The sequence below is a fragment of the Arcanobacterium haemolyticum DSM 20595 genome (genome assembly GCF_000092365.1).
Classification (GTDB): domain Bacteria; phylum Actinomycetota; class Actinomycetes; order Actinomycetales; family Actinomycetaceae; genus Arcanobacterium; species Arcanobacterium haemolyticum.
The window spans coordinates 1,477,561-1,503,901 of the sequence record NC_014218.1; the positions used below are offsets into that span (position 1 = coordinate 1,477,561).

Consider the following 26,341-nt stretch of genomic DNA (forward strand, 5'->3'; position numbering starts at 1 on the left):
TTCTTATTCCTTTGTTGAGGTTTCACTGGCAGTATCAGATTGTTGGGGATGAATAAGGAGGCGGGCACGAGCAAACGGGTCCCAGCGATTCTGGCCTCGAGTGTGCGTTACAGGATCCGCATGCTGTACCGCAGTCCGGTTTTGATCCCATCGCAGCCACGCCACAGAAAAGACGGACAGGGCCGCCAACGCTGCCACGATAACCACAACCTGACCTGTCGTAGTCGTTTTTTGTGCTACGGCCGGCCGCAATGGCGTTGCTGGAACGCTTTTTCCGGATTTTTCAGCGGCTATCACGCCATCTCGTTGGGTCATAAACGTGGAAAACGGGATTGCCCCTAGCACGAAGTTAGATCCGGCTCTATCGCCCGGTTCGATCAGTCCATCGCGAAACACAAACCACGCATCAAGTTCAGAATCATAAATGAGCTTCTGCGTATCACTTCGTGCCGCTGAAGCTTCAGTAGCTAGCCGCACATCAGCCACAATCTTCGCGTGAGCCCGCCGAGTGGCAGAACCGCCATCGGTTGTCACAATTCCAACAGCAGAGGTTTCTTTAAAAATCGGCGCAATCCATTTATCCGAATCAGGAAAAGCCGCGTCCGGTTTCCCAGAGGATCTTTTATCACTCACCACGATCGCTACCCGGTGTGGAACGCCAAGGGTAAGCATCGAAGGATCATCGACAACGTCACTATCAAAAACGTCCCCTGCCTGCGCCCGCACCAGATCAACGCCTTCTTTGGCGAACCACTCCTGCACGTCCTCAGTGCCCCCGGTGGTAGCATTGGCTACCACCGGAAACGCAAGCACGCCAATCGCGCAACAGAGCCCGATCAGCACAGCAACGATCCGCCGCGCAGATGCCATCATTCGGCGTCGCTTTCCCACGTCGCCCCTGGAACTGCCTCAGCAAGCACCTGCTGGAATTCTGCCCCACGCGGCCCGTAGGCGTGAACCTTGATCACGCGCGGAGCGTCTTCATACAAATCTTCGGGTTCCAGCCCCGCATCGGAGCCTTCTGGCCGTTCGATCATGAGTTCGAGGCGATCTTCGGAGAGCACTTCCACCTTGCCGGCACCCCATTCCACAACGGTAAGGGATTCTTCCAGCGAGGCATCCAGATCGAGCGCATCGAGTTCTTCGATGGAGTTGAGCCGGTAGGCATCCACGTGCACTAGATCCAGGCGTTCTCCGCGGTGAATTTGTGCGATCACGAACGTTGGGGAGGAGACGGCGCCTTTGACGCCGAGCCCACGTGCGATTCCTTGAGTCATGGTTGTTTTTCCGGCACCGAGTGGCCCGGTGAGCATCACAAGATCGCCGGGTTTGGCATTGTCTGCAATCACGGAGCCGATGCGCTGAATATCTGCGACTGTGGGTGCGTTCAGAGAGAGGATCATTGCCTGTTCCTTTGTGTGATGGATGGGCCGGTTATTCTACGGGGATTCGTGGAATTCGGGGGCCGAGGTTACAGAAAATTTCGTAGTTAATTGTATCCGTCTTTTCGGCCCAGTTATCGGCTGTCAGGTAGCCTTTATGTTCTGGGCCAAACAGGACCGCGGTATCGCCTGCGTGTGCGTGGGGCGCGTTTACCACAAATTGATCCATACAGACCACGCCGCATATGGGGGCTTGATCCCCGTTGAGGGTAACGGAGAGTGCGTTTGAGGCCCTGCGCGATATTCCATCCGCGTAACCTACGGGTACAACCGCGAGTCTGGTTGGTTCGTCCGTAATATGGGTGTGCCCGTAGGAGATTCCCACGCCTTCTGGCACTTCGCGCGTGAGGATCACGTTTGCTTCGAGAGTCATGAGTGGTTCCAGCCCGAGTTCCGGCCCAGTTGCGTATGCGGGGTTTGGGCTGAGACCGTAGAGGACGATTCCTGGACGCACCATATCGTAGTGGGTTTCGGGGTGCCATAGAATTCCCGACGACGCGGCTAGGTGGCAGAACGGAATCTCTACTTCAGCTTCTTTAGCGAGGCTCCGGGCTTGCTCAAAGCGGTCAACTTGGAGCGCGGTTGCCGCATCTGAGTGTGGATCATCGGCACAGGCCAGGTGGGACCACAGCCCAACAATCTGGATTATTCCTTCCGCGGCCAGTTTCTTTACACGGGCAAATACCGACGGAAGTTGATCCAGATCGAATCCTCCGCGAGTCATGCCTGTATCTACTTTGACGTGGATGCGAGCGGGGCGCCGGCATGCGCGGGCAGCCGCTTCGATTTCATCGATAGCCCAGGTGGCACCAACAGAAAGATCAATGTTTTGTTCAATTGCACGCTGGAAATCTGCTCCGGGGGCGAAGATCCACGCCAGCACGTGACCGTGCGTGTGGCTCTGGCGCAACGTCAAGGCTTCGTTCAGTTGCGCTAGCCCCAGCCAGTCGATTCCTGCTTCCCACGCCCATTGTGCGATGAGTTCAACACCGTGGCCATACCCGTTGGCTTTCACGATGGCCATAAGGGTGGCATCGGTATGTTTGCGCACCACCTCAATGTTTTGCGTAAATGCGCGCCGGGAGATGAGGGCGCGTGCAGGAGCCTGACTAGTCATGAATTCTTACCTTGTGTGGATTGAGAATACGCCAGATCGTTTCACCTAGCGCATCACTAATGTTACTCGCCTTGATGGGGTATCCAACTCCAGCATCACTTCGGGAGGCGAGATTTGCGGCACGCCCGTGAAGGTGTGCCGCCGCGGCAGCGATCCACCCGGCGCTCACAGTATGATCGCTGCGCGCATTCCACAGTGCCAGCAGACCGCCAGCGATTCCCGCCAGCACGTCACCTGCACCAGCGGTTGCGCGCCAGCCTGCCGCGCCTGTTTGTTCGTACGTCGTTCCGTTTGGTTCGACGACGACGTCGGCCGCGGCCGTGAGCATCACAACCGCGCCCGTTTCACGTGCAACAATGGCGGCCAGTTCGTGAGGATTGTGCTCCACATCAACGCGGGTCACGTCATGCCCGCGAACGCGTAGCATCTCTGCCAACTCCCCCGGATGCGGAGTCAAAATCGCATTCGGGTGCAAGGTGCGATTCGACACCAACGGGAGCGCACCGGCGTCGATAACCACAGGTAAACCCGAATCAATCGCCTCAGAAACCACCGAAAAATCGGCAGACTCATCCATCCCCGATCCAACCAGCCACGCCTGAACCCGGCCGTGAACTGGAACAACCTCCGGGAAACGCGGCACCACCAGCGGGCTATCCCCACAATACCGCACCATGCCAGGCCCGCACGCGAGCGCGGCACCCACCCCTAAAATGGCCGCGCCCGGATACCGATGCGAGCCCGTCACTACACCCAGAACTCCCCGAGTGTACTTGTGGTCCGCCGATCCAGGGATCGGCCACCACTGACGAATCTCATCATCTGTAACCGAGCGCGCCTTCATAGAAGAAAACTCTACTCAACCGTCACTGACTTTGCGAGGTTACGTGGCTTATCCACGTCATACCCCTTCACGGTAGCAAGCTCAGACGCGAAAATCTGCAACGGAATGATCGTCACCAACGGCATCAACAACGTTGGCGTGGACTGCGGAACGCGAATCACGGCCATCGCATGATCGTCAACCGCACTATCCCCTTCTTCCGCAATCACGATCGTGCGTGCGCCACGCGCCATCACCTCATGCAAATTCGAAATAACTTTCGAATGCAACAACGGCCGACGTGGAGTCGGCGCAATCACAAACACCGGAAGATCCTCTTCCACCAGCGCGATCGGGCCGTGCTTCAACTCGCCAGCCGCGAAGCCCTCAGCGTGAATATACGCCAGCTCCTTCAACTTGAGCGCACCTTCCAACGCAATCGGGAAACCAACGTGACGGCCCAAGAAAAGGACGGAATCGACGTCGGACATCGTGCGAGCCAACTCGCGGATCGTTTCTTCTTGACGCAGCACGAACTCCATACGCTCCGGCATCTGAGCCAACTGCTCCAAATACCCCGCAACCTCATCCGTGAACTTGTTCCCGCGCAACTGAGCCAAATACAAACCAAGCAAGTACGCAGCCGTAATCTGAGACGTAAACGCCTTCGTGGATGCAACGGCAATTTCGGGGCCGGCGTGAGTGTAAAGAACGGCGTCGGACTCACGTGCGATAGTCGAACCGTACGTGTTCACGATCGCAAGCACGCGCGCACCCTGCTCGGATGCGTGCCGCACTGCCTTCAACGTATCCATCGTCTCACCAGACTGCGAAATCGCCACAACCAGCGTTTTCGCAGTCACGATCGGATCCCGGTAACGGAACTCGTGCGCCAACTCAACCTCAACAGGAATCCGGCACCAGTGCTCAATCGCATACTTCGCAACATGCCCCGCATACGCGGCCGTACCACACGCCACCACAATAATCTTGTCAATCGCACGCAATTCGTACTCTTCAATACGCAACTCATCCAAATGCAAATGACCATCAGGAGTTGTGCGCCCACGCAACGTCTCAGCAACCGCAGTTGGCTGTTCATGAATTTCCTTATCCATGAACGTTGCATAACCATCATGCAACGCGGTATCCACGTCCCAATCAACCTCGAAACGATCCGCCTGCGCAGGTTCACCCGAAAAATCGGTGACCTCAACGCTCGACGCAGTCAACGTGACAATCTGATCCTGCCCAACAGCCATCGCCTCACGAGTATGGCCCACAAACGCAACCACGTCAGAACCAAAGAAATTCTCATCCTCGCCCAAGCCAACAACCAACGGCGAATTACGGCGGGCGCCCACCAAACGATCCGGATGTGCGGCGCTCGTAGCCACCACAGCAAACGACCCCTCAAGGCGAGCCACCACGCGGCGCATAGCCACCGTTAAATCAGCCGTCTCACGCAACGCAAAACTCAACACATGAGCAATCGTCTCAGAATCAGTATCAGACGAAAACTCAACCCCCGCGGCCTCAAGCTCCGCACGCAACTGCGGCGCATTCTCAATAATTCCATTATGAACAATCGCAACCTGGCCATCAGCCGACACGTGCGGATGCGAATTACGATCCGACGGCACACCATGCGTTGCCCACCGCGTATGCCCAATAGCAGCCCGGCACTCCGGCAGCGGATCCGCCGCCAACTGCTCACGCAAATCAGCCACACGGCCTGCGCGCTTACGCACCAACACGCCGTCAGCCGACGGGATCGCGATACCCGCCGAATCATAGCCACGATACTCCAAGCGCTCCAGCCCAGCCAGAACCGCTTCCTGCGAAACAAACGACGCATTCGCGCCAATATATCCAACAATTCCACACATGTTGATACACACTACAACGCAGGCGCCGATCTACGTCACTCAACCTGTCAGACAACCAGGTAGGAGATGGGTTTTGTTAGGTGTTGTTGCGCGGCATTGTCCAACTTCTCACCACGCGAAACTGGCGTAATCAGGTATTTATTGCCACAATCGAAACATGCAAAGCTCAGATCTTTCGGCATTCGTCACATTCACACGCAACAAATGGGCCACGCTCGCTGGCAACACCGATTTCCCGCTCACGCAACACGACGTAGCAAAATTGGCCGCCATGGGCGATCCCATCACCATCAGCGAAGTGGACGCCATCTACCGGCCGCTCACCGCACTTATGCACATGTATGCACGCAACACCGGGCGGCTCTTCAGCGAATCAAAGAACTTCCTGGGATTTAGCGACGTGCGCGTGCCGTGGATCGTGGGGATCGCTGGGTCTGTTTCCGCAGGGAAATCTACCGTTGCGCGGCTGTTGCGCGAACTTCTCAGCCGCTCCCCCGAAACCCCGCGCGTAGACCTCGTGACAACCGACGGGTTCTTGTTCCCCAACGCTGTTTTGAACGAACAGCGGCTACTGGCACGCAAGGGTTTTCCTGAATCATACGATCGGCGGGCTATTCTCGAATTTCTGGCCGCCGTTAAATCCGGGAAACGCAATGTGACTGCGCCCGTGTACGATCACATCACCTATGACATCGTGCCGGATCGCGTGATCACCGTAGATCAGCCGGACATCCTGATCGTGGAAGGGTTGAACGTGCTACAGCCCGCGCCTGGGATTGCCGCCCACGAATTCTCCGCAGTATCCGACTTCTTCGACTTCACTATTTACGTAGACGCCCCCGAAGAAGCGTTGGAACGCTGGTACATCGATCGATTCCTCACTCTGCGAACCACCGCCTTCACCAACGAAGCCTCATACTTCAAAAACTATTCCGACCTCACCGATTCCCAAGCCCGTGAGACCGCCCGCCAAATCTGGGGCGCCATCAACCTGCCCAACCTGCGGCACAACATTGCGCCAACCAAAAACCGGGCCACCGTTATCCTCACCAAAGGCCCATCGCACGCCATCGATCAGGTACAGATCCGGAAGTTGTAGGCCTGGCACAGATCATCTTGACGCAAAATTCACCTATTTCCGGTGATAGGGCCATATATGGGCCTATCACCGGCTGTGGGTGATTTTTACGTCAGTACTACCTGTTGGACCTCCTGAAACTAGAGAGCCAGCTTATCTGCCACCACATCAGCCAAACGTTGAGCCACAGCATCAGCCTGTTCCTGAGTTGCCGCTTCCACCATCACGCGAACCAGCGGTTCGGTGCCCGATGCGCGAAGCAACACGCGGCCTGTTTCGCCAAGTTCGCGTTCTGCCTGCTCGACCTGCTCAGAGATCTCATCCGTGCGAGTCTTATCCACGTTAGGAACGTTGATCAACGTTTGAGGAAGGCGCGTAATGAACGAAACAGCATCTTCCAGCGTGCCACCACGGCGTGCCATCTCCGACGCCACCAAAATAGCGGTCAAAGTACCATCGCCTGTAGTCGCATGATGCAAGTTGATCACGTGGCCAGACTGTTCGCCACCCAACACGTAGCCGTTGGCCAGCATCTCTTCAAGCACGTAACGATCGCCAACCTTCGTGGCAACCAAATTGATATCAGCCTCACGCATTGCCAAGGTTAGACCAAGGTTCGACATCACGGTAGCAACAAGCGTATTGCCAGTAAGCTTGCCCTGAGCCTTCAACGAGACAGCCAACAAGCCCATAATATGATCGCCATCAACGATCTGGCCCTTCGCATTCACAGCCAAGCAACGATCCGCATCACCATCGAATGCGAAACCGAAATCAGCCTCAGAAGCCACAACCATCGCCTGGAGCTGTTCTGGATGGGTAGAGCCAGCATTGCGATTGATGTTCTTGCCATCTGGGGACGCGTTAATCACAGACACGTCCGCACCCAATTCCTGTAACGCAGCCGGAGCAACATTCGATGCAGCACCGTTCGCACAATCTAAGATGATGCGCAGGCCAGAAAGGTCAGCACCACAGCGAATCAAATGATCAATGTACACCTGATCGGACACGATCGCGTTCTCACGCATGTAGCCCACGCCAGCGCCAATCGGTCGATCCCATTCCTGGCCGAGCACTGCTTCGATTTCATCTTCAATCGCGTCATCAAGCTTGAAACCATTACCCGAAATGAACTTAATACCGTTATCTGGCATCGCATTGTGCGATGCGGAAATCATCACGCCCAGATCGTAGTCACGAGCAGCGGTCAGATACGCAATACCCGGAGTAGGAATCTCGCGCACGTGCTCCACGTCCACACCAGCCGATGACAAGCCCGCGGCAACCGCATGGCTCAACATACCCGACGACTGACGCGTATCACGCCCAACGATTGCCTTCGGACGATGACCCGACACATTACGAGCCAACACTCGCGCCGCGGCTTCACCCAGCTGCAACGCAAACGGAGCAGTAATTTCCCGATTCGCTAAACCGCGAACACCATCAGTACCAAAAAGACGTGCCATGATTTCTCCTCCAACTGCACTTCTAACTGTTGTCAGCCTAGTACATTCCATACACTCACAGTGCATTTTGACGCGCTAAAGAACCAAGATGCGCTAGACGTATATCACGTTCACAGACACAAAAAGAGTGTGACCCCAGCGCATACGCGCCAGGGCCACACTGTACATTTTCCGTAGGGCTGAAAATCAGCGCTTGGAGAACTGCGAAGCCTTACGAGCCTTCTTCAAACCAGCCTTCTTGCGCTCGACTGCACGAGCGTCGCGGGCGAGGAAGCCTGCCTTCTTCAATGCCGGACGGTTAGCGTCACGGTCAATTTCGTTCAGTGCACGGGAAACACCAAGGCGAAGGGCGCCGGCCTGGCCGGAGGTGCCGCCACCGTTGATGCGCGCAACAACATCGAAACGACCTTCGATGTCAAGCAAAACGAATGGGGAGTTAACGAGCTGCTGGTGCAACTTGTTTGGGAAGTAGTCCTCAAGGGTACGGCCGTTGATCTTCCACGTGCCGGTACCTGGGACGAGACGGACACGAGCAACTGCTTCCTTACGACGACCCAGGCCAGCGCCTGGTGCGGTCAGGGATGCGCCCTGGCCGGTCTTGGGAGCCTCGGTCTCAGAGGTGTATGAGCTCGGGGTTTCCTCAAGCTCTACGGTTTCGGTGGTCTCAGCCACGGTTCTCCTTAAATCTTTTCCGGACAGGGGTTACTGTGCAACCTGCGTAAGCTCAAGGGCTACCGGCTGCTGAGCAGCGTGTGGGTGTTCAGCCCCACGGTAAACCTTCAACTTGGAAAGTTGCTGACGTCCCAATGTGTTCTTTGGAAGCATGCCGGCAACAGCCTTCATGACAGCCTTCTCTGGGTTAAGCTCCAAGAGTTCAGTGTAGGACGTAGCGGTCAAGCCACCTGGCTGACCTGAGTGACGGTAAGCAATCTTCTGCTCACGCTTCGAGCCGGTCAGAGCGACCTTCTCAGCGTTGATGATCACGACGAAATCGCCTGTATCAGCATGTGGAGCAAAGTTGGGCTTGTGCTTCCCACGGAGCAGGATGGCAACTTGAGATGCCAGACGGCCAAGGACGACGTCGGTGGCGTCAATGACATACCACTTCTTCTCAACGTCTCCGGGCTTCGGTGAATACGTGCGCACTTGCGTAGCCTTCGTTTCTTTAATCGCGGATAGCTTCATCAACTGTTCTGGCAATGGCTTTCTGCCTAAAAACAACCGATCTATCCAATGGTCAAGTTAACGTTGCTGGCACTGTTATCCGATGAGTGGGATTGCATCGTCATACAACATGCACAGCATTAAGCAACTCTACTGCGAGAAACGCCCCCGGTCAAAGGAAACACCCACCCTGTGGTGCGATTCATCTCGCATGCCCGATAAGCGAATGCCACGCCCCGTCGTCGTCACCCCCGATAACGACGCGCCAACCGAGCCTGCGCCCCAAACTCAGCCGCGCCAGGATACCCAATCTCTTCAAGGGTCAACGGATGCGGCGGCGCCACCACAACCTGACCATCCCGCGAACACTCCTCCAAACGAAGCAACGGCCACCGCTCCTCGCGGGCACCGCGCCCCACCTCAATCAACGTACCCATCAACGTACGCACCTGAGAATGACAAAACGCATCCGCCTTCGCACGCCCAACCACAATGCCCTCCACACGCTCAAAACCCAAATCCAGCAACGTCCGAATTGTAGACGCACCCTCACGCGGCTTACAGTACGACAAAAAATCATGCTCACCCAACAACGCAACTGACGCACGATTCATCGCATCCAGATCCAACCGGTCACTCAGCCACAACACATCGTGACGCTGCGGATCCCACTCCGCCACCGAATCAGCAATCCGATACGTGTATGCACGCCACAACGCAGAAAACCGAGCATCAAAATCAGCCGGAACCTCCAGCGCAGAATGAACCACCACATCCGAATACCCACGTGGCGCACCTGCAACCACGCCGCCCGCCGAACGCGCCAACAACGAATTCAAACGCAACACCAACGACTCCCCTGGTGTACGCGACGAACGCCCCGGAAGCGCATCCCACGCAGCCCGTGACACATCACAATGAGCCACCTGATGCCGCGCATGAACCCCAGCATCAGTACGCCCTGCAACAGTCAAAACAACCGGCTCACGGAAAACCACCGATAAAGCCTTTTCCAACTCATCCTGAACCGTACGAAGGCCAGGCTGAGCCGCCCAACCGTGAAAGTGATTACCGTCGTACCCTAAATCTAGGCGGACGCGGAGATTTTGCGCTAGCGTCGAAGTCATGACTGCAGGATCCCACAAACACGCACCCGATCCAAACTCGAAACTGAACACACTCAGCCTCGACTTTGGCGGATCGCGCGTCAAATCAGCCGTATTAGACCCAGACGGCACACAACTCGGCACACACATCGTGGACTTCGTCGGATACCCATTCACGCCCGACGCCCTCATCGCCACCGTCAACACCCACACCAACGCCCACTCGATCCCATTCCAGCGCATCACAATCGGCATGCCAGGGATCATCCGCAACGGGCGTGTAATCCACACACCGCACTACATCCGCACAACCGGGCCAGGCGGAACCGTGGATCCGGAGCTCGTTTCGGCATGGACCGGGGCTGACGTTAAAGGACTAGTGGAGACGACGACGCGGCTGCCCGCACTCGTTGTCAACGATGCGATCGTGACTGCGGCCGGCGTTATTACCGGGAACGGAAGCGAACTCGTGCTCACATTCGGGACCGGACTGGGCGTGGCCTTCGCCGTGGACGGGACGCTGACTGAACACATCGAAGTGTCACACGCTCCGAGCCCACTGGGTGGTACGTTCGACGACACCGTGGGTGCAATCAACGTTTCCGGGGCAGATCCTGCCCTGTGGTCCGAAAATATTTTGCGTGTAATCGACTCCCTGTGGCCCATGTACCGCTGGGATCAGCTCTACGTTGGCGGAGGGAACGCCTTTAAGCTCACTGCGCCTGTGCGGGCGCGACTGGCCGATGCCGGCGTCAAATTCCTTGACTACGAAGCGGGGGCGCGCGGCGGAGCTGCCGCCTGGGAGCACGTGAAGTAAGGCTGTTTTTAGGGCCGCGCGCGGATGCAGAGCGGCGTCCGCCGTATGTTTCCCTTCGGTAGGCCGGTTTAGGGGCTCCGTGGGGGGCCGACAGCACTCCGAGAGCACTATGCGGGGGCCGAGGGCGCTCCATGGGCGACTCCGTGGGCGACTCCGTGGGCAACTCTGATTATTTCGAGAATAGTGGCAAATATCGCCACTATTCTCGAAATAATCAGCATCGCCAAACCGTAACCACAATAAAATCAGCCTTGGACTTCAAAATACGTCATTACACTGTAGAACAGACCACCCCGCCCAAAAGCAAACATCACGCCTCAAAGCCCAACGTCATCGCCCAACGTCATCAAAAATTCCCGTAGCGCAGAGCGAAAGGCCGTACCAGAACACCTGGTACGGCCTTTCAACAAACCCCGCCCTATCTAACCCAACAACTGCCGGATCGATCAGAGCGTGTTAAGGTCACTTTTCTTCGGTAGCTTCTTCTACTACTTCAGCTTCCTCAACTGCAACTTCTTCAACGGTTTCTTCAACCGGAGCTTCGTCAGCAGCCTTTTCTGCAACCTTTTCAGCTTCCTTCACCACAGCCTGCTTTGGGGAGACTGGCTCAAGAACGAGCGAAATCTCGGCCATAGGAGCGTTGTCACCCTTACGGTTTGGAAGCTTCACGATGCGGGTGTAGCCGCCTTCGCGGTTCGCAAACTTTGGAGCGAGCTCTTCGAACAGGATGTATGCAGTTTCACGGGAGCCGAGCACCTTGAGTGCGAGACGACGGTTGTGGGTGTCGCCCTTCTTAGCCTTCGTGATGAGCTTTTCGATGTGTGGACGAACGCGCTTGGCCTTAGCCTCGGTTGTCACGATCGATTCGTTGTGAATGAGCGACTTGCAGAGGTTAGCAAGGATGAGACGCTCATTAGCTGGGCTGCCGCCCAAACGTGGACCCTTAGCGGGACGTGGCATGATTTCTCCTAAAAATTTTCTTGTTCCGCTGACCCTCAGGCCTGCGTTTCGTCACTGAAGTGCATTCCGTACGATTCTTCGCCGAAACCAGACATAAATCCAGCTGGGGAATCCTTGAGGCGCAGGTCAAGCTTTGCAAGCTCATCCTTCACATCTTCAATCGACTTCGCACCGAAGTTACGGATGTCGAGCAGATCGGCTTCAGAACGCAAAACGAGTTCACCGATCGTGTGGATGCCTTCACGCTGCAAGCAGTTCTGCGAGCGAGCTGGGAGGTTAAGAATGGTAATTGGGCGCTGCAGATCAGACGATTGCTGTTCGACAACTGGGGCTTCCTTGAGCTCCAGGCCTTCAACTTCCTGGTTGAGTTCGGTGGTCAAACCGAAGAGTTCAACGAGGGTCTTACCTGCAGATGCGAACGCATCACGAGGAGCCATGGACGGCTTGGTTTCGACGTCAACAATGAGCTTGTCGAAATCAGTGCGCTGTCCAACACGGGTAGCTTCAACCTTGTACGAAACCTTTACTACCGGGGAGTAGATCGAATCAACCGGGATACGGCCGATTTCGTAGTCTGGCGAATTGTTCTGCTGAGCGGAAACGTAGCCACGGCCGCGTTCCACGGTCAGATCGATTTCAAGCTTGCCCTTTTCGTTCAAGGTGGCGATGAGCAACTCTGGGTTGTGGATTTCTACGCCAGCTGGCGGAGTAATATCCTCAGCGGTGACCTGACCTGGACCAGCCTTGCGGAGGTACATCTGTACAGGTTCATCGTTTTCAGAGGTCACAACCAGATCCTTCAGGTTAAGAATGATCTGTGCGACGTCTTCCTTCACACCTTCGATGGTGGAGAACTCGTGGAGAACGCCATCGATATGGATGGAGGTAACTGCTGCGCCTGGGATGGACGAGAGCAGCGTACGACGAAGCGAGTTGCCGAGCGTGTAGCCGAAGCCAGGCTCGAGCGGGTTAAGCGTGAACCGCGAACGGGTATCCGAAATCTTCTCTTCGGTTAGCGTAGGACGCTGTTCAATGATCACTGTATTTTCCTTTCACCAGGGCGCCCACTATATGACACCCTCCAGCCGGAGATTCCCCGGCAAAAAAGTGTGACGCCTGTTCCGATGGTGGAACAGAAAGCCACGGAGGAAAGGGGTTAACACCCCTCGCGGATCAAACGCGACGGCGCTTGGGTGGACGGCAACCGTTGTGTGCCTGTGGGGTGACGTCGGAAATCGAGGTCACTTCGAGGCCGGATGCGGTGAGGGAACGGATAGCGGTTTCGCGGCCAGAACCTGGGCCCTTAACGAAAACGTCAACCTTCTTCATGCCAGCTTCCATTGCACGGCGAGCAGCGTTTTCTGCGGCAAGCTGAGCAGCGTATGGAGTGGACTTACGTGAACCCTTGAAACCAACCATGCCAGACGAGGTCTGAGCAATGACTTCACCGTTAGGATCGGTGATAGACACGATGGTGTTGTTGAACGTGGACTTGATGTGTGCCTGGCCGTTTACTACGTTCTTGCGCACAGTACGGCGCGAACGGCGCTGAGTCTTTGGTGGCATTGTTATAAAATCTCCTGATAATATCATCGATTCACGCTAATGCGTGAACTGCTTACTTGGCCTTCTTCTTACCTGCAACGGTACGCTTTGGCCCCTTACGGGTACGTGCGTTCGTCTTGGTACGCTGGCCGTGAACCGGGAGACCGCGACGGTGACGGAGACCCTGGTAGCAACCAATTTCAATCTTGCGACGAATGTCAGCTTGGATCTCACGGCGGAGATCACCTTCGACCTTGTAGTTTTCGTCGATGTGGTTCTTCAGCTTGACGAGATCATCTTCAGTCAAATCCTTGACGCGGGTGTCCGGGTTAACGCCGGTAGCGGCGAGGGACTCCTGGGCGCGGGTTAGACCAATGCCGAAAATGTAAGTAAGTGCGATCTCAACTCGCTTTTCGCGAGGGAGATCCACACCAGATAGACGTGCCATGTGTTGTGGCTCCTATTGTTCATTCCGAAGGTGTGGAGCATTGCCTCCCCTATTGGGTTCCGGCCTCCGGACCGGAAGATTGCGCGATGCGCTGGCAATGCCTGTTCAGTGCGTTGGGTTTCAGCCCTGACGCTGCTTGTGGCGCGGGTTGTCACAGATAACCATGACGCGACCGTGCCGGCGAATAACCTTGCAGTTATCGCAAATGCGCTTAACGCTTGGCTTGACCTTCATAGTCTCTAGCTTTCTTGGTTGGTTGACGCAACGATTAAGCTACGTGTTGTTAACGGGATTACTTGTGGCGGTATACGATACGACCACGCGTCAGATCGTAGGGCGTAAGCTCAACGACGACGCGGTCCTCTGGAAGGATCTTGATGTAGTGCTGACGCATCTTCCCTGAGATGTGCCCGAGCACTACGTGCCCGTTATCTAGTTCGACGCGAAACATTGCATTTGGCAGTGCTTCAACGACAACACCTTCAATTTCAATGACGCCTTCTTTTTTCGCCATTACTCCCGCTAACTTCGGTGGTTTCTAAGCCCGCGGTTGCGAACCTAGTTTGGTGGACGTATCTGTTTAGATACACGGCACCAACGCTCTATACTACGTGATTTACGTAGCGAAATGATAGGTTACGTGACGTGTATCTGGTCACTGATTTCTGGATTGACGACGACGGGGCCACGCTCATGTTAAAACGTGGGACAGATCCTCTGCCCCACGTTAAAACTTATCCTTCTCGGAACATAACCCCCATAGAAGAATTCGGGTAATGCCATCTCAATAGCCCTTCTGGAGCAATTGCTAGGCATGTTCCGCATTCTAAACAAGCGGCGTATTCAACAGAGACGGTCCCATCAGGTTCTTCTGTATAAACATGAGCTGGGCAAATTCGCGCTAAAAGACGGCCTCCGTTAGTAGCTTGCGCCATCTTCTGGTTCACTTCAATATGTGAATTGCCCTCGTCAACTTCATACACATTGCCGGCAAGGCGCTCTGTTACTGTTCCTGGTATATAACGTGCCATTAGAGTGCCCTCACTGCTTCAATTCCGATTCGCGCTAGGCGAGTCACTTTCATACCTGACTGTTTGAAAGCTCCCCATGCAGTTTTCATAAGGCTCTTGCGTGGAGAGAGATCGAGGTTGTAGATGCCAAAGAATACGTTGGCAATCATCTCTCCCATGCGGCCATACATCTCTTTGTTGTGTTCAAGGAACTCTGGAGCACGTTTAAACGTTTCCATATCCTTACCAACAAAACTTTCATTCGTATAGTCCACATATTTTTGGAGAGCAGCTTGCGAATAGTCACCCTTTTCTAAGGCTTCGCTAATCGCACGAGCCGCACAGCGTGCTGATCCAGCCGCAAGATCCATGCCGCGTACAGTAAAGCCCGTATTGAGAGTGAAACCTGCCGCATCACCGATCAGAACAAGCCCATCATGTACGAGATCATGTTGCATTTTCTTACCACCTTCAGCTACAAGGTGACAGCCGTATTCGAGGAGCTCACCATCTTCTAGGAACGGTGCAATAAATGGATGGTTAAGGAAATGATCGTGTATATCAGACGATGCTAGGTCATGTTTCTTCATATCATCGAGCATCATTACGACGCCGATAGATACCGAATCTTTATTGGTGTACATGAACCCACCACCAGCGACGCCTTGTGTGCAGTCACCAACGATGGCGTAGGCAGCTCCGTCGTCTCCAGAAAGATTAAATCTCTCCTTAACCGCCTTTTCTCCAATATGAATTACCGATTTAACTCCTACCCCAAAACACGAAGCAGGATCTTTTTGTCGAAGATTTGCATACTGAGCCAGGAACGAATTAACCCCGTCTGCGGCAACGACGACGCGCGCACGCAACTCGTCTTCACCGGCACGCACTCCAATAACTTTGCCAGAATCTTGTAGCAATTCATCAACTTTGATACCTGGCATGACTGTAACTCCAACGTTTTCACATTGTTCAGCCAGCCATGGATCAAACTTCGCACGAAGGACACTAACTGCATTCACTGGTTCGGCCAAGCGATTGTCCCAGTAATCGATATTGACAGCGGATTCTTTATTCAAGAAGCTCAAACAGTTGCGAGTAATCCTTCGTTCCACAGGAGCAGTGTTTGCAAAATCAGGGAAAATTTCTTCCATAACGCGGCAATAGAAAATACCGCCGGACAAGTTTTTCGTCCCTGCTTCTACACCGCGTTCGATCAACAGGACTTCACGTCCTTCTTGCGCTAGGAGATACGCGCATACGCTACCTGCTATACCTCCGCCTACAACGATAACGTCGAAGTCGTACTCTATTTCACTCACGATTCCAACGCCTTCGTCAAGGCTGGCAGTACATCGTAGAGATCTCCAACAATGCCATAATCTGCGATATCGAAGATTGCTGCCTTGTCGTCTTTATTAATAGCAACAACAATCTTCGATTCATCCATGCCAGCAGTGTGCTGAATCTGGCCAGAAATACCTACTGCTACGTATACATCCGGGGCCACACGCTGTCCAGAAATGCCAACATAGGTTTCACGCGATAACCAGCCGTTTCCTTCTGCAAGTGGCCGCGAGCAGGCAATTTCTGCACCCATAGCGGCGGCAAGGGAGCGAGCCAGATCCACATCCTTTTCTTCTGCAAATCCACGGCCAACTGCCACGAGTTTCTTCGCAGAGCTAATGTCGGTTTGTTCTCCATCATTCGTGTCTTTGGCAGTGACTGTGGCCGAATAGCCATGTGCCTCTACTTTTGAAGTGTCTACTGCGGCGCCCTCAGGTGTTCCGCCTCCGTCTACCATCGCCACGATTGGCCCAGTAAATTCGAGGTTTTCCATGGAAATACCCCCGAAACGGGATACGACGGCGTGGTTGGCACCTAGTTCCCGAACGTCTGTCACGATAGGCGCCTGCAATCGTGCAGCAACTGCTGTTGCAATGACGCGTTCTGCTGCACCTTGGCGAGCAATCACAACACCAGGATTGTTTGCGATGATATCAGCAACAGCGCCAGCATAAGTTTCTGCAGGAATGTTCGCATCATGTTCAATACGCATTGCGGAATGAACACCTGAAATGTCTGCAGAGCCAAGGACGATCGCCGTAACATCGTCGAACTGATCGGCCATGAGTGTCAAGATACCGTCGATACGTGAATCTGTTGTGATAATCCATGCGTTTGTCATGTTAATTCTCTTCCTTTTCCAATCGTAAGCCGTGTTCAGAGAACGCCGTCATTCTTGAGTGCTGCCACAAGCTCAGTGACTGCCGATTCGCCCGCGAACGTGATATTTTTACGGGCCCGCATCTGAGGCTTGTTCGTCGAAGCAATTCGAATATCTGGACGAACAATCTCCATGTCCGCAATAGCAACTGTCTCCAAGTTCTTCTTTCCAGCCGCCAAAATGTCTTTCATCGACGGAACTTTGGCAACAACTGCATCCGATGCTGCAGCCACAACAACTGGTCCCGTAATCAAAATGGTGCGAAGTCCTTGTCCATCCTGCTGGACAAGTGAGTAGCCTTCGGGTGTTTTATCTACAGAAACAACATTTTGGAATGCTGGCCAATTCAAGAACCCGGCGATCAATCCCGACATGAGACGAGCACCTTCATCAATTGAAGAATCGCCCGTAAGAACCAGATCGGCCCCTTCTACTCGCTTAACTAGTTCTGCTAATGCGCTTGCGATGCCGGTGGCAGACCATGTTGCTGTTTCATCATCTGCTACAACGAGTGCGCTATCAAGACCTTTCGACAGCGCATTCTTTTTTGCCAATGAACTAGCAACATCGCTCTTGCCTACGGAGATGCCGACAACATCGGTACCAACTTTGTCTGCGATCTCTCGCGCTAGGGTTAATGCAACGCTATCGTATTCAGCAACTGAGCTTTTCGCGCGTGTCCAATCAACTGCCCCATTACTTGCCACAGAGGCATCCTGTGGATTTGCCGCGTACTTGTAAGCAACAACGATACTCATTTTTCCTTCTTTCATTATGGTTGAATCTTGTATGTAAAAAATGGTTTAGGATAGGTCACGACGCCTTAGAAGACGCCGGAAAGGTAGTGATATGACTGAACCAACGGGCCATTCCACTGGTCGCCCTCGCAATCCCGATATTGATCGACGTCTTTTGCAAGCCACTCTTGACGCTTACGGCGAGTACGGTTGGCACACATTGACGTTGACACATATCGCTAAACGAGCCGAAGTTGGGAAATCGGCGCTTTACAGCCGATGGAGCACGAAAGCCGCTATCGTGAGCGACGCTTTTCGTCACGTTATTGACGTCCCGGGGCCCACAGGCGATACGTTGGAAGAAATTTTGTACAACGAAGCGTCGTTCCGCCTTCACGCATACCTTGGCCCTAATTCGACCGCGCTTCGCCGCTTGCTTTTCGAAGCAGCAACAATTCACGAACCGGAGATCTTTACGCTCTACCAGTCCATTTTCAGGGAACCAATTCACGCTTTGACTGCTCGCTTGTGGGATTTCAAAAACAACGGGGAACTCCCTGCACACGTTTCTTGCACTCGTATCATGGATGCTTTGGAAGGATCCATCTTGATGCGAACGTTTTTCATCGCTGCCGACCAAAAATCGTGTTTTATTTCGGCACCGGAAACGTATCTGGATACATTGGTCGAGGAACAGATCCAGAATGTGAAAATCCATTTGCTTTAAACGTGCCATGTGCTTCCGTTCAGATAGATATTGTGGATTTTCTCTTCTCCAATCGTTGTCGATTCTCCGTGCCCTGGTAGCACTGTCGTGTTACCAGGGAGTTCACCGAGTCTCCCTAAACTTGCGATCAGGGCCGGAGTGTCTCCCAGTACAAATGCAGTAGATCCGATTCCATTCCGGAATAGCGTATCTCCAGTAAAGAGGAGGGCATTTTTCTGATTAAAGAGGCATAGAGATCCTGGCGTATGCCCTGGAGTTTCGATGACGCTCAGTACTTCTTCACCAACCGTGATAAGACTTCCTTCAGTCACGAATTCGCAATCAGTTACTCTGTACGACGATCCTTCATCAGCAAATCCTGAGTAGATAGGATTTCTAGCCATTTCTGCATCGTCTTTTCCAATAAATACTGGGCACAGATACTCGGAACGTATCTCGTTTATCGCTCCAATATGGTCGCTGTGTCCATGTGTGGCAACGATTGCTTTAACGTTATGGTTTTTCAGTATTGGCAATAAAAGTCCCGGTTGCGCACCTGGATCAATAACGAGAGTTTCGTCCTGCGAGGTCAGAAGATAACAATTCGCTTCCCAGGCTCCGACTATGTACCGTTCGATCGTTACCATGATTTATCTACCTGTAAAGTTTTTCGACGATGTTACAGACAGTGGCAATCCGCGCGTTTCTGGTGCCCACGCTATGGAAACTGCCAGACCAATCAAAGAGATAACAGCTGCTCCAAGCATGATTGGACCTTGACCATAGCTATCTAGTGCTGCGGGAAGTATATATATCGACACCACTGTTCCGATTCGGGAAAGAGCTGTTGCCAAACCCATCGCGCTTGCTCGTACATCAGTTGGAAATAATTCATTTGGATATAGCCATTGAAGATTTCCCGGCCCTCCTGAACATAAGGCATAGAATCCGAAGCACATCACAACCATAAGAGCACTTGTATTTGGAATAATTCCTAACGCTGCGGTAGATACAGTCATTCCTAGGAAGCTCCATATAATGAGTGGACGGCGCCCCCATTTTTCGGACAGTATCATCGCCGGAATAGTGCCCAGCATGAAGAGAGTTCCAATAATAACTTCACCGATAAGAGCCGACGATCCGTCACCTAGCCCCATTTCTTGCATCAGCTGAGGCCCGTAGGTGTAAATTCCAAACATTGGGATAACCTGACATAACCAGATCGTGGACACGAATAACACTCGACGCATATAGGTGCCTTGTAGCAAAGAACGATATGTTGACGTAGGCGTCACTTCTTCTTCGATAACTAAACGGCATCCATATATTGATTCGACGATCTTGTGTGCTTCTTCAGTACGTCCTTGTGCATATAGCCAGCGCGGAGATTCAGGAATAGACCATCGTCCAACTAGGATTATCAAACAAGGAATAACTGAACTTGCCAACATCCAGCGCCATGATCCTGTCACATCCGCAAGTGCATAACCTACGATCCACGCAACATTCGCCCCCAGATACCACACCGCGGCAATAATTCCCAGACAAACAGCTCGATATTTTCGAGGGGCAAACTCCGCGATAATTGCAGTTGCTATCGGATAATCTGCACCAATAGCTACGCCTATCAAGAAACGCAATATGGCAACGTGTAGAGCACTGGTAGCTCCAAAGAAAAGAAGAGAAAGAATGATGATCACTGCAAGATCAATGATGAACATCTTCTTTCGGCCTAGTTGATCTGTAACCCAGCCTCCAATAAGTGCACCAAAAGTAAGCCCCACAAGTGCTGCCACACCAATAAGTCCACTCCAATGATTATCAATGTTTAATTCTGGCTGCATCTGTAGGAATGCAACACTGACAATCGAGAGAACGTAGCCTTCTAAGAAGGGACCACCACTTGAAAAAGCGATCACTTTCCGTAAAAACGGAGTCACCGGCATATCATCTAAGTTCTGTGCCATCATTCTTTCTCATTCTTTCCTTAACGTTCTCGGTAAGCACGTTTGTCCTCACCAAGAACGAACGGATTACTCAAATTCGATAATTCCCCAGTTAAGATGTGGTTTCGCACCAGTTTCTGCTGCGTCCGCATCAACCAGACGGAAACGAAGTTCGCCTGGAGCTACTTGCCAAAGTTCTGTTCGCAAAGTCGTGCCCGGGTGAACAGGAGAGGTAATACGAGTCTTGAAACGCTTGATACGTTCTGGTTCACCTGGCATGTATGAGTTGATTGCATGGCGCATAACAACACCTGCATAGGAAATAGCGTGCAAGATTGGACGAGGTTCTCCGTTCTCTGCCGCATATTCCCAGTTAATGTGTTGAGGATGATAATCACCAGAGAGGCGGTAAATCAATGCTTGATTTTCGGGGATTCTTTCTTCTACAACCACATCTGGTTCACGTTCAGGCATGTCAACGATGTCTTTCGGAGCCGCCGGGCCGCCCCAACCGCCGTCGTAAATCAAGCAATCCCACGATTCGTTCGTGAACAAAAGCTGGCCATCAGAATCGTATGTATCACCAATATGCTTAGCTAGAAGACCACGTCCTTCACCTCGATCGTAAAGACCGTCGAGCTTAACCATCGTTTCAACACGATCGTTGAGCTTCGTTATTGGCTGGTGGAAAGTAATATCAAAACCCCAATGCAGCGATCCTGCGTAGTTGTATCCATAATCAATCGTCCGAGTAACTTCCGAATCAACAATGAGCATTGCGCCAAACATCGGAAGGACTTTAAGTTGAGGATTACGCTCATCGCGTTCGTCCAAATACTCTAGGCCGTCCTTACCATCGATGCCTGCTCCACATCCAAGTGCGAACAGTTCCAAATCACGGAACGTGTACTCACGAACAAACGGACCAAATGTCTGTCCAACCATATCTGTATTGATTGCCACGAGGGCCTCCTTACTTGTTATTTCGCTTCATCGCGAAGTTGTTGTGTTAAAACTTTTCCGTACAATCCTCGGGGGATCTCTTGTCTAAATTCCACGATCTCCGGAACCTTGAAATGGGCAAGATTCAAAGCAGCAAAATCAATCACTTCTTGCCTGGTTAAAGACTCGTCATCAGGCACAACCACAGCCTTTACCACCTGGTCGTATATCGGATCCTCAACTCCTACAACAGCAACATCCCTAATGCGTGTGCTGTCGCGTAAAACAGCCTCTACTTCAAGAGCAGAAATATTTTCGCCAGAACGTTTAATGACCTGATTTGCTCTGTCAAGGAAGTAAAAGTAACCATCATCGTCTTGATAACCAATATCTCCAGTTGCAAACCAGCCATCGGATAAAACTTTTTCGGTTGCCACCGGGTCATTCCAGTAACCAGCAAGGAGCGTATGCCCCGCTATTCCACGGATAAAAATTTCTCCCGTTTCATTCGGAGAAGCAACTGTCCCATCCTCGCGTCTAATCTGTGCCTCATATCCGAGGCCTTCGATACCAATTGATGGCCATCGATGCGCGCCATAAGGAACGTCTGTAATAACGCCTACCAGTGTCTCTGTTAACCCATAGTTATTAATGAGTTCTATTCCGAACCGTTCTTCATATACTTCTTTTTCTTTCCCTGTCATGGGCAAGAAATAATGAACAAACCTCACAGAATGATCTCGCTCGTGGGGATCTACCGGTTGGGCCATCATCGTTCGAGCTATCATCGCCATCGATTGAACTAGTGTTGCACGATGCTCGATGACGTGCTTCCAAAAACGACTAGCGCTATAGCGTGAAGCGAAAACGAGCGATGCTCCGATCGTGAAGCATGGCATCATCGCGGACAACTGAAAATTGACATGTGTAGCCAACATCGACGTAAAGTATCGATCCTCTGGGCGCATAGCCAATTGCCAATTCACATAAAAACCAGAGAATACAAAATTGGCATGCGTCAGCATCACTCCTTTAGGACATTGAGTTGTCCCTGAGGTATACATGATTTGTGCCAAATCGCTTTCTCGGATTTCGCGCCGCTCGTGTAATTCGTCCGGCATGGTTATCGCACGAGAAGTAATGGTGCTTATTGCTATTGCTTGACAACTATCGGGAAGATCTATCTGCGCCTCTTCACACACCACAACTAGCTCTGGTTCAGAGCTACTCAACAAAAACGTGTATTCGCTTTGCGTCAGTGTTAGGGCCATAGGAACAACAACGGCACCAATTTTTGATACGGCAAGTAGCCACCGAACAAAATGAACACTATTCCCCATCACGAGGGCGACTCGGTCACCTTTCGCAATCCGATATTCCTGGACTAAGACATTCGCAATTTGATTTACTTGCTTATCGAACTCACGGTAGGTGAACGAAACGCTACGCTGATTGTCAACGTCGATCCACGTCATACACTCCGCATCCGGCCGTGCAGAAACCTGCTGTTCCCACACTGCTCGAATAGTACGTTCGCACATTGTTCCATTCACCTACCGCTAGTTATCAGTTCTCGTCGCGTTTCACAGTGCCGTTAGCAACGAAACGGTCAATTTCTTCTTCTGTAAAGCCTGCTCGCTCAAGCAAATACTGGGTATCTTGACCAAGCCGTGGCATTGGACGCCAGAAGTCACCCGGATGGCGCGTAAACTTCGGGAACGTATTCAGTCCCTTAATTTCTTCGCCATCCATGTTTTCCCACGTAATAAACGTGTCACGAGCAGCAATGTGAGGATCTGCTAGAACGTCCTCAAATTCATTGATTGTTTGAGCTGCCATCTTGTGATCTGAGAAATCACGTTCAACATCCAGCTTCGAACGAGTACTCAAATACTCTTCAAGCTTGCTCTCAATCAAGTCAGCGTGAGGATTCGATTTCCACAAGGCAGATGTGCCTTCTGGAATCTCTTCAGTACCCCACAGGTGTCCCAAGCCAATAGACTCGAGCAAATACTTATTCTGAGGAACACCGTAGATACAAAGGGCAATAAATCCATCAGCACACTTATACTCACCGATGCCACACAGATTTTGGTGACGCCCTCCTGGACGCGGATACTTCACTCCTGCGTTCAAGTAGTCCATCATGTAGTAGGTGCCCACGCGAAGAAGCGTCTCATGCATTGCTAGATCGATCGATTCTCCCTGCCCCGTCATCTTCGCCTTATGCAAAGCCGCGAGCGCAGAAGAAATAATCATCAATGAGTTGATGTAATCTCCAGTGTAAGGATGCATTCCAACTGGCTGTTCTTCCGAACCGTTTTGAGCAACCATACCGGCGTAGGCTGCAACCGTGAGGTCATAAGCTGCAGTATTGATACGAGTAGAATCACCAGATTGGCCGAATCCAGAAACATGGACAATAACGAGCCGCGGGTTTACTTTCCACAACTCTTCATCAGTGATCCCCTTGCGTGCAAACACTGGGCCTTTCGAAGACTCAATGAAAATATCCGCATCCTTAATCAGGCGGAAGAGAACTTCTTTTCCTTCATCAGAGAACTGATTCATCGAAATAGAACGCATATTTCTACGTTCCATTTCTTTCACCCAGGTGGTGTCCCGCATCGAATCACCGTTCCAGTGGTTTTCGATCCATGTCACGTCAGCGCCCCACTCGCCCATAATCGCAGCCGCGGTAGGCGCAGCAATTTCCATAGCCGAGTAGACAACTTTAACGTCGTCCAATACGCCAAAAGATGGCTTCGTCGTCATGCTTGTCTCCTATCGATACTGACGCAACGTTTGCTTTCCAGCGGTCAGAATCATCATTTCGTCTGTACCACCAGAAATACGGTCAACACGAATGTCACGATAGAAACGCTGCAAACGATGTTCGCCCGTAATCGCAACGCCCGAAAGAACCTGCAACGATTGATCGATTACCATGGTCGAAGCCTGAGAACAGTAGTACTTAGCCATCGAGCAATCTCCACGGCCAAGTTCTCCACGTCCCTGCTTCCACGCAATTTCGTAAAGCATATTGCGCATATTGGTAATTGCAACCTTCATATCCGCAAACTTGAGCTGAATCAATTGATGCGCCGCAAGAGGCTTACCACCCTGAATACGTTGGTTAGCGTACTTTGCTGCATCTTCAAATGCACACAGTGCCGTACCATAATTGGTCAATGCAACCAAGAAACGTTCCTGATCGAAATCCTTCACACCACGCATAAAGGCGTTGCCCTCAGTTCCGAAAATATCGGATTCTTCCAGCTCTACGTTGTCAAAATAGAGTTCCGCAAGAGAATCCATCCGGAGGCCCAACTTCGCCAACGGTTCACGAGTCACGCCGGCCTTCGACATATCAACAACCCATTCGGTGTAGACAGACATATCTTCGCTATTGCGTGCCATCACGATCATGTAAGGAACCTTCATGGATGATGTTTGGAAGGTCTTGTGACCGTTCAAATACACCTTGCCATCGCGACGCGTGTAGGTGGTTTGCATATCATCCCAAGAAGAACCTGCGCTTGGCTCTGTCATTGCGAAGTTGTAAATCTGTTCACCCGTACCAAGATATGCCAGGAATTTCTCTTGTTGTTCTGGTGAACACTCACGCATGAGACCACCGATTCCAGGAAGCTGATAAAGAACATAGGTAGGTGCGCCTTCACGCCCCAGTGCTTCATAAACTGCTGTGAGAGTAACCCAGTCCATGCCCAATCCGTCAAATTCTTCAGGCAGAAGGATTCGATCAAATCCCAACTCGCACAACGCCGCAACCCAACGCTGTGGATATTCTTTGTTCGTATCGCACTCACGGAAATATGCTTCCCAGTTCTCACTGCGCATTAGTTCCGTAAAAGAATCAGCAATCAACTGCTGATCTTCATTCAAAGAAAACTCCATCGTGTCTGTCCTTTCGTTAAAATAAACTCATAATTCCACGCCACACGACGTGAAAAACGTAGCGGCCGATGTCAACACCTGATCGACATCATCAATAATTCGGCCATGGTGAATAAAACCGTGTATGACACCTGGAACTTCAACAAACTCATAACGGATGCCAAGATCGTCATAAATAGAAGCCAAAGTTCGCGAATCGTCTTTCAACGGATCGAATTGCGCAGCCACAATGTACGCAGGTGGCAAGTTCTTCAATTCCTGCCCAAGGATGTCAACAAACCGTTCCTTTTCATCGGCAGGATTCTCAAAATACAGGTCCTTGTACATCTGGAAGTCTGACTCCGTTAGCCCATCCCATGGGCCACCTAGACGCCTGATCGACATCGAATCACGCAAACCAAACCAGCCATAGATCAAGATCATTGACCGGATCGATTCTGCAAGGCCAGCCTCTTGGAGCGCTAAGAAAACGCCCATTGACATATTGGCTCCACCAGAATCACCAGCGAAAGACACGTCGCTAGCATTACAGCCCAGTTGCTCACCATGCTCACGTACATACGCAACAACATCCACGCACTCTTCAATTGCTTGAGGATATTTGGCCTCTGGTGACAACGTGTAGTCAATAGAAACGACTGTGGCTCCCGATTCCTTTGCCAATACTCGCGCAATCCGGCTATGCGTATTCACGCTACCGAGCGCAAAACCGCCACCGTGAATATAGAAAATCACTGGAGCATTCGCATGTGACGTTCTTCTGAAAAATCGACACAAAACACTACCGTGCCGTGTCGGCACCGAAAGGTCTTCAGACGCTACGTGAGGACCGCCGTCGTTCCACCACGCACGTTCACGTTCATACGCACGTCGCATGTCAACAATACTCTGCCCCGGAGTGTACAAATCCCCCGCGAGTTCGTTTTGCTTCTCCAAAGCTTCACGCTGCTGCGTGCTTAACCTTGACAAGACATCAATCTTATTCGCCATGACC

General features: G+C 52.3%; 29 protein-coding genes. 3 read left to right on the forward strand and 26 right to left on the reverse strand.

Annotated features, from left to right (window positions below; all coding sequences use genetic code 11):
- Window positions 1-3: 3 nt before the first annotated feature.
- The 5 genes from ARCH_RS06710 to glmS are packed head-to-tail and all read right to left on the reverse strand — an operon-like array spanning window position 4 to window position 5,271.
- Entirely contained in the window at window positions 4-873 is an 870-nt protein-coding gene (locus ARCH_RS06710) for a hypothetical protein (protein ID WP_013170528.1), read from the reverse strand.
- The gene (tsaE, locus tag ARCH_RS06715; RefSeq protein WP_013170529.1) at window positions 870-1,403 is read right to left on the reverse strand and encodes a tRNA (adenosine(37)-N6)-threonylcarbamoyltransferase complex ATPase subunit type 1 TsaE; all 534 of its coding nucleotides are present in this window, start codon (window positions 1,401-1,403) and stop codon (window positions 870-872) included. The genes ARCH_RS06710 and tsaE overlap by 4 nt, the downstream gene beginning before the upstream one ends.
- A 31-nt stretch (window positions 1,404-1,434) precedes the next feature.
- Window positions 1,435-2,559, reverse strand: coding sequence for an alanine racemase (gene alr, locus ARCH_RS06720; protein WP_013170530.1), 1,125 nt, complete (start codon window positions 2,557-2,559; stop codon window positions 1,435-1,437).
- The gene (locus ARCH_RS06725) at window positions 2,552-3,403 is read right to left on the reverse strand and encodes an ADP-dependent NAD(P)H-hydrate dehydratase (protein ID WP_013170531.1); all 852 of its coding nucleotides are present in this window, start codon (window positions 3,401-3,403) and stop codon (window positions 2,552-2,554) included. The genes alr and ARCH_RS06725 overlap by 8 nt, the downstream gene beginning before the upstream one ends.
- An 11-nt stretch (window positions 3,404-3,414) precedes the next feature.
- Entirely contained in the window at window positions 3,415-5,271 is a 1,857-nt protein-coding gene (gene glmS, locus ARCH_RS06730; RefSeq protein WP_013170532.1) for a glutamine--fructose-6-phosphate transaminase (isomerizing), read from the reverse strand.
- A 157-nt stretch (window positions 5,272-5,428) separates the two neighbouring features.
- On the opposite strand from glmS, the gene coaA reads away from it, so the two are divergent.
- Window positions 5,429-6,370, forward strand: a complete 942-nt coding sequence (gene coaA / locus ARCH_RS06735) for a type I pantothenate kinase (RefSeq protein ID WP_013170533.1) — start codon at window positions 5,429-5,431, stop codon at window positions 6,368-6,370.
- A gap of 119 nt (window positions 6,371-6,489) precedes the next feature.
- On the opposite strand, the gene glmM is transcribed toward coaA, so the two are convergent.
- The 4 genes from glmM to ARCH_RS06755 all read right to left on the reverse strand — a co-directional run bounded on the left by glmM (window position 6,490) and on the right by ARCH_RS06755 (window position 10,112).
- Window positions 6,490-7,821, reverse strand: coding sequence for a phosphoglucosamine mutase (glmM, locus tag ARCH_RS06740; RefSeq protein WP_013170534.1), 1,332 nt, complete (start codon window positions 7,819-7,821; stop codon window positions 6,490-6,492).
- 186 nt (window positions 7,822-8,007) lie between these two features.
- Window positions 8,008-8,493, reverse strand: coding sequence for a 30S ribosomal protein S9 (gene rpsI, locus ARCH_RS06745; protein ID WP_013170535.1), 486 nt, complete (start codon window positions 8,491-8,493; stop codon window positions 8,008-8,010).
- A 30-nt stretch (window positions 8,494-8,523) separates the two neighbouring features.
- Complete coding sequence (rplM, locus tag ARCH_RS06750) at window positions 8,524-8,967, reverse strand: 50S ribosomal protein L13 (RefSeq protein ID WP_041640978.1); 444 nt, start codon at window positions 8,965-8,967, stop codon at window positions 8,524-8,526.
- A gap of 263 nt (window positions 8,968-9,230) precedes the next feature.
- Window positions 9,231-10,112, reverse strand: coding sequence for a tRNA pseudouridine synthase A (locus tag ARCH_RS06755; protein ID WP_013170537.1), 882 nt, complete (start codon window positions 10,110-10,112; stop codon window positions 9,231-9,233).
- On the opposite strand from ARCH_RS06755, the gene ARCH_RS06760 reads away from it, so the two are divergent.
- Window positions 10,111-10,908 carry an ROK family protein gene (locus ARCH_RS06760; RefSeq protein ID WP_013170538.1) on the forward strand — a complete coding sequence of 266 codons (798 nt, stop codon included), beginning with the start codon at window positions 10,111-10,113 and terminating at the stop codon, window positions 10,906-10,908. The two genes, ARCH_RS06755 and ARCH_RS06760, sit on opposite strands and share 2 nt — an antisense overlap.
- A gap of 462 nt (window positions 10,909-11,370) precedes the next feature.
- Here the strand turns inward: ARCH_RS06760 and rplQ are convergent, their stop codons facing one another.
- From rplQ to ARCH_RS06805, 10 genes are all read right to left on the reverse strand, one after another.
- Window positions 11,371-11,868, reverse strand: coding sequence for a 50S ribosomal protein L17 (gene rplQ, locus ARCH_RS06765; protein ID WP_013170540.1), 498 nt, complete (start codon window positions 11,866-11,868; stop codon window positions 11,371-11,373).
- Between the two features lie 35 nt (window positions 11,869-11,903).
- Entirely contained in the window at window positions 11,904-12,908 is a 1,005-nt protein-coding gene (locus ARCH_RS06770) for a DNA-directed RNA polymerase subunit alpha (RefSeq protein ID WP_013170541.1), read from the reverse strand.
- Between the two features lie 133 nt (window positions 12,909-13,041).
- The gene (gene rpsK, locus ARCH_RS06775) at window positions 13,042-13,434 is read right to left on the reverse strand and encodes a 30S ribosomal protein S11 (protein ID WP_013170542.1); all 393 of its coding nucleotides are present in this window, start codon (window positions 13,432-13,434) and stop codon (window positions 13,042-13,044) included.
- A 52-nt stretch (window positions 13,435-13,486) separates the two neighbouring features.
- The gene (gene rpsM / locus ARCH_RS06780) at window positions 13,487-13,861 is read right to left on the reverse strand and encodes a 30S ribosomal protein S13 (protein WP_013170543.1); all 375 of its coding nucleotides are present in this window, start codon (window positions 13,859-13,861) and stop codon (window positions 13,487-13,489) included.
- Window positions 13,862-13,981: 120 nt separating this feature from the next.
- Entirely contained in the window at window positions 13,982-14,095 is a 114-nt protein-coding gene (gene rpmJ, locus ARCH_RS09715) for a 50S ribosomal protein L36 (protein ID WP_013170544.1), read from the reverse strand.
- A gap of 58 nt (window positions 14,096-14,153) precedes the next feature.
- A complete protein-coding gene (infA, locus tag ARCH_RS06790) occupies window positions 14,154-14,375 on the reverse strand; it encodes a translation initiation factor IF-1 (protein ID WP_013170545.1) in 222 nt (73 codons plus the stop codon).
- A 220-nt stretch (window positions 14,376-14,595) separates the two neighbouring features.
- Window positions 14,596-14,892 carry a ferredoxin family protein gene (locus ARCH_RS09720; RefSeq protein WP_013170546.1) on the reverse strand — a complete coding sequence of 99 codons (297 nt, stop codon included), beginning with the start codon at window positions 14,890-14,892 and terminating at the stop codon, window positions 14,596-14,598.
- Window positions 14,892-16,193 (reverse strand): FAD-dependent oxidoreductase, encoded by a 1,302-nt coding sequence (locus ARCH_RS06795; protein ID WP_013170547.1) that lies wholly within the window; start codon window positions 16,191-16,193, stop codon window positions 14,892-14,894. Before ARCH_RS06795 ends, ARCH_RS09720 begins: the two co-directional genes overlap by 1 nt.
- Window positions 16,190-17,059 (reverse strand): electron transfer flavoprotein subunit alpha/FixB family protein, encoded by an 870-nt coding sequence (locus ARCH_RS06800; RefSeq protein WP_013170548.1) that lies wholly within the window; start codon window positions 17,057-17,059, stop codon window positions 16,190-16,192. The genes ARCH_RS06795 and ARCH_RS06800 overlap by 4 nt, the downstream gene beginning before the upstream one ends.
- A gap of 35 nt (window positions 17,060-17,094) precedes the next feature.
- Entirely contained in the window at window positions 17,095-17,856 is a 762-nt protein-coding gene (locus ARCH_RS06805) for an electron transfer flavoprotein subunit beta/FixA family protein (protein ID WP_013170549.1), read from the reverse strand.
- Between the two features lie 91 nt (window positions 17,857-17,947).
- Between ARCH_RS06805 and ARCH_RS06810 the strand changes: the two genes are divergently transcribed.
- Window positions 17,948-18,562, forward strand: coding sequence for a TetR/AcrR family transcriptional regulator (locus ARCH_RS06810; RefSeq protein WP_013170550.1), 615 nt, complete (start codon window positions 17,948-17,950; stop codon window positions 18,560-18,562).
- On the opposite strand, the gene ARCH_RS06815 is transcribed toward ARCH_RS06810, so the two are convergent.
- The 7 genes from ARCH_RS06815 to aes form a co-directional block, all read right to left on the reverse strand.
- Window positions 18,559-19,188 carry an MBL fold metallo-hydrolase gene (locus ARCH_RS06815; RefSeq protein WP_013170551.1) on the reverse strand — a complete coding sequence of 210 codons (630 nt, stop codon included), beginning with the start codon at window positions 19,186-19,188 and terminating at the stop codon, window positions 18,559-18,561. The two genes, ARCH_RS06810 and ARCH_RS06815, sit on opposite strands and share 4 nt — an antisense overlap.
- Window positions 19,189-19,191: 3 nt before the next feature.
- Window positions 19,192-20,511 (reverse strand): MFS transporter, encoded by a 1,320-nt coding sequence (locus ARCH_RS06820; protein ID WP_231957997.1) that lies wholly within the window; start codon window positions 20,509-20,511, stop codon window positions 19,192-19,194.
- A 63-nt stretch (window positions 20,512-20,574) separates the two neighbouring features.
- On the reverse strand, window positions 20,575-21,450 hold the full coding sequence (locus tag ARCH_RS06825; RefSeq protein WP_013170553.1) for a MaoC/PaaZ C-terminal domain-containing protein: 876 nt from the start codon (window positions 21,448-21,450) through the stop codon (window positions 20,575-20,577).
- 17 nt (window positions 21,451-21,467) lie between these two features.
- Window positions 21,468-22,970, reverse strand: a complete 1,503-nt coding sequence (locus tag ARCH_RS06830) for an AMP-binding protein (RefSeq protein ID WP_013170554.1) — start codon at window positions 22,968-22,970, stop codon at window positions 21,468-21,470.
- A 25-nt stretch (window positions 22,971-22,995) separates the two neighbouring features.
- Complete coding sequence (caiB, locus tag ARCH_RS06835; protein ID WP_013170555.1) at window positions 22,996-24,204, reverse strand: L-carnitine CoA-transferase; 1,209 nt, start codon at window positions 24,202-24,204, stop codon at window positions 22,996-22,998.
- 9 nt (window positions 24,205-24,213) lie between these two features.
- Window positions 24,214-25,347 carry a crotonobetainyl-CoA dehydrogenase gene (gene caiA, locus ARCH_RS06840; RefSeq protein WP_013170556.1) on the reverse strand — a complete coding sequence of 378 codons (1,134 nt, stop codon included), beginning with the start codon at window positions 25,345-25,347 and terminating at the stop codon, window positions 24,214-24,216.
- A gap of 27 nt (window positions 25,348-25,374) precedes the next feature.
- Window positions 25,375-26,337, reverse strand: a complete 963-nt coding sequence (aes, locus tag ARCH_RS06845; protein ID WP_013170557.1) for an acetyl esterase — start codon at window positions 26,335-26,337, stop codon at window positions 25,375-25,377.
- Window positions 26,338-26,341: the final 4 nt, after the last annotated feature.

What these genes read in the sequence shown, in the direction of transcription:
- ARCH_RS06710 (WP_013170528.1), bottom strand. Translation starts at nt 873, where the DNA reads ATGATGGCATCTGCGCGGCGGATCGTTGCTGTGCTGATCGGGCTCTGT.
- tsaE (WP_013170529.1), bottom strand. Translation starts at nt 1,403, where the DNA reads ATGATCCTCTCTCTGAACGCACCCACAGTCGCAGATATTCAGCGCATC.
- alr (WP_013170530.1), bottom strand. Translation starts at nt 2,559, where the DNA reads ATGACTAGTCAGGCTCCTGCACGCGCCCTCATCTCCCGGCGCGCATTT.
- ARCH_RS06725 (WP_013170531.1), bottom strand. Translation starts at nt 3,403, where the DNA reads ATGAAGGCGCGCTCGGTTACAGATGATGAGATTCGTCAGTGGTGGCCG.
- glmS (WP_013170532.1), bottom strand. Translation starts at nt 5,271, where the DNA reads ATGTGTGGAATTGTTGGATATATTGGCGCGAATGCGTCGTTTGTTTCG.
- coaA (WP_013170533.1), top strand. Translation starts at nt 5,429, where the DNA reads ATGCAAAGCTCAGATCTTTCGGCATTCGTCACATTCACACGCAACAAA.
- glmM (WP_013170534.1), bottom strand. Translation starts at nt 7,821, where the DNA reads ATGGCACGTCTTTTTGGTACTGATGGTGTTCGCGGTTTAGCGAATCGG.
- ARCH_RS06760 (WP_013170538.1), top strand. Translation starts at nt 10,111, where the DNA reads ATGACTGCAGGATCCCACAAACACGCACCCGATCCAAACTCGAAACTG.
- ARCH_RS06755 (WP_013170537.1), bottom strand. Translation starts at nt 10,112, where the DNA reads ATGACTTCGACGCTAGCGCAAAATCTCCGCGTCCGCCTAGATTTAGGG.
- rplQ (WP_013170540.1), bottom strand. Translation starts at nt 11,868, where the DNA reads ATGCCACGTCCCGCTAAGGGTCCACGTTTGGGCGGCAGCCCAGCTAAT.
- rpsK (WP_013170542.1), bottom strand. Translation starts at nt 13,434, where the DNA reads ATGCCACCAAAGACTCAGCGCCGTTCGCGCCGTACTGTGCGCAAGAAC.
- rpsM (WP_013170543.1), bottom strand. Translation starts at nt 13,861, where the DNA reads ATGGCACGTCTATCTGGTGTGGATCTCCCTCGCGAAAAGCGAGTTGAG.
- rpmJ (WP_013170544.1), bottom strand. Translation starts at nt 14,095, where the DNA reads ATGAAGGTCAAGCCAAGCGTTAAGCGCATTTGCGATAACTGCAAGGTT.
- infA (WP_013170545.1), bottom strand. Translation starts at nt 14,375, where the DNA reads ATGGCGAAAAAAGAAGGCGTCATTGAAATTGAAGGTGTTGTCGTTGAA.
- ARCH_RS09720 (WP_013170546.1), bottom strand. Translation starts at nt 14,892, where the DNA reads ATGGCACGTTATATACCAGGAACAGTAACAGAGCGCCTTGCCGGCAAT.
- ARCH_RS06800 (WP_013170548.1), bottom strand. Translation starts at nt 17,059, where the DNA reads ATGACAAACGCATGGATTATCACAACAGATTCACGTATCGACGGTATC.
- ARCH_RS06805 (WP_013170549.1), bottom strand. Translation starts at nt 17,856, where the DNA reads ATGAGTATCGTTGTTGCTTACAAGTACGCGGCAAATCCACAGGATGCC.
- ARCH_RS06810 (WP_013170550.1), top strand. Translation starts at nt 17,948, where the DNA reads ATGACTGAACCAACGGGCCATTCCACTGGTCGCCCTCGCAATCCCGAT.
- ARCH_RS06815 (WP_013170551.1), bottom strand. Translation starts at nt 19,188, where the DNA reads ATGGTAACGATCGAACGGTACATAGTCGGAGCCTGGGAAGCGAATTGT.
- ARCH_RS06820 (WP_231957997.1), bottom strand. Translation starts at nt 20,511, where the DNA reads ATGATGGCACAGAACTTAGATGATATGCCGGTGACTCCGTTTTTACGG.
- ARCH_RS06830 (WP_013170554.1), bottom strand. Translation starts at nt 22,970, where the DNA reads ATGTGCGAACGTACTATTCGAGCAGTGTGGGAACAGCAGGTTTCTGCA.
- caiB (WP_013170555.1), bottom strand. Translation starts at nt 24,204, where the DNA reads ATGACGACGAAGCCATCTTTTGGCGTATTGGACGACGTTAAAGTTGTC.
- caiA (WP_013170556.1), bottom strand. Translation starts at nt 25,347, where the DNA reads ATGGAGTTTTCTTTGAATGAAGATCAGCAGTTGATTGCTGATTCTTTT.
- aes (WP_013170557.1), bottom strand. Translation starts at nt 26,337, where the DNA reads ATGGCGAATAAGATTGATGTCTTGTCAAGGTTAAGCACGCAGCAGCGT.